The following is a 1,652-nucleotide window of genomic DNA, read 5'->3' on the forward strand; positions in this document are numbered from 1 at the left end:
GCGCGGGCTCGGTTCGTGGCGTGTGATGTGGCTGATCGTGTGGCGTTGGCGGGGGTGTTGGACGGTGTGGAGGCCGGGCACCCGCTGACGGGTGTGGTGCATACCGCCGGCGTCTTGGATGACGGTGTGGTGTCGTCGNNNNCGTCGGAGCGGTTGTCGGCGGTGTTGCGGCCGAAGGTTGATGCGGCGTGGAATCTGCATGAGTTGACGCGCGACATGGATCTGTCGATGTTCACGCTGTTCTCTTCTGCTGCGGCGACGCTGGGGTCGTCGGGGCAGGCGAATTATGCGGCGGCGAACGCGTTTGTTGATGCGTTGGCCGAGGTTCGGCGGGCTGATGGGCTGGTGGGTCTGTCGCTGGGCTGGGGGCCCTGGGCGGAAAGCGGGATGCTCGGGCGTCTCGACGCCGCCGACACCCAGCGCATGGCCCGGGACGGCGTCATACCACTGAGCGCGCCCGACGGACTGGCCTTGTTCGATGCTGTTTCAGGTACTGGTGCAGCCGCTCTGGTGCCCATCAAACTGGACCGTGCTGCCCTGCGTCGCCTCGCTTCCACAGGAGCCGTACCTGCGCTGCTTCAGGACCTCGTGCGGATGCACAGGACGCGAGCCGTCCATACCGGAGCAGCCCAGGGGGCCGTGCTGGCCGACCGCCTGGCCGCACTTGCGCCCGCGGATCGGGCGCGGCTCGTGGACGGGCTGGTGAAGGCTGAGGTCGCGACGGTCCTCGGGCACGCGTCCAGCCATGAGATCGAAGCGACGCAGGCGTTCAAGGAACTGGGGTTCGACTCACTCACCGCCGTCGAACTGCGCAACAGGCTTGCGGCCGTGACGGGGCTGCACCTTCCGGCCACACTGGTCTTCGACTATCCGACCCCCGCAGACTTGGCCGAGTTCCTGCTCTCCCAGGCACTCGGGGATGACACCGGCTCCACCCGCGACTCGGCTGTGGCTGATGTGGCGGGCGACGAAGCGATCGCGATCGTCGGGATGAGCTGCCGTTATCCGGGTGCGGTATCCGATCCGGACGGCCTGTGGCGACTGGTGGCAGGCGGGGGTGACGGCATCGGCAGCTTCCCCGCCGACCGAGGATGGAATATTGCCACGCTTTTCGACGCAGACCCTGACCGGACGGGCACGACATACACGCAACAGGGTGGATTCCTCTACGAAGCCGCTGAGTTCGACCCCGAGTTCTTCGGGATCTCGCCGCGTGAGGCTCTGGCGATGGATCCGCAGCAACGGCTCCTCCTCGAGGCCTCGTGGGAGGCCGTCGAGCGGGCCGGTATCGATCCCGACTCGCTGCGCGGCAGCCGTACGGGTGTGTTCGCCGGCGTGATGTACCACGACTACGCCTCCCGGCTGAGGACCGCGCCGGACGACACCGAGGGCTACCTCGGAATCGGGAACTCGGGCAGTGTGGCGTCGGGTCGGGTGTCGTACACGTTGGGGCTCGAGGGCCCGGCGGTGACGGTGGATACGGCGTGTTCGTCGTCGTTGGTGGCGTTGCACTGGGCGATTCAGGCGTTGCGGTCGGGTGAGTGTTCGATGGCGCTGGCCGGTGGGGTGACGGTCATGGCCACCCCTGGGACGTTCGTGGAGTTCTCGCGGCAGCGTGGTCTGGCGGCGGACGGCCGGTGCAAGGCGTTCGC

The 1,652-nt window shown here is 67.8% G+C and carries 1 protein-coding gene; it reads left to right on the plus strand.

Going from position 1 to position 1,652, the window contains the following annotated elements; genetic code table 11:
* Positions 1-1,652: type I polyketide synthase (locus B9S57_RS36210; protein WP_146057748.1), on the plus strand; the 1,652-nt coding region annotated here is incomplete at both ends.

This window comes from Streptomyces sp. SM10 (assembly GCF_002910915.1).
GTDB lineage: Bacteria > Actinomycetota > Actinomycetes > Streptomycetales > Streptomycetaceae > Streptomyces.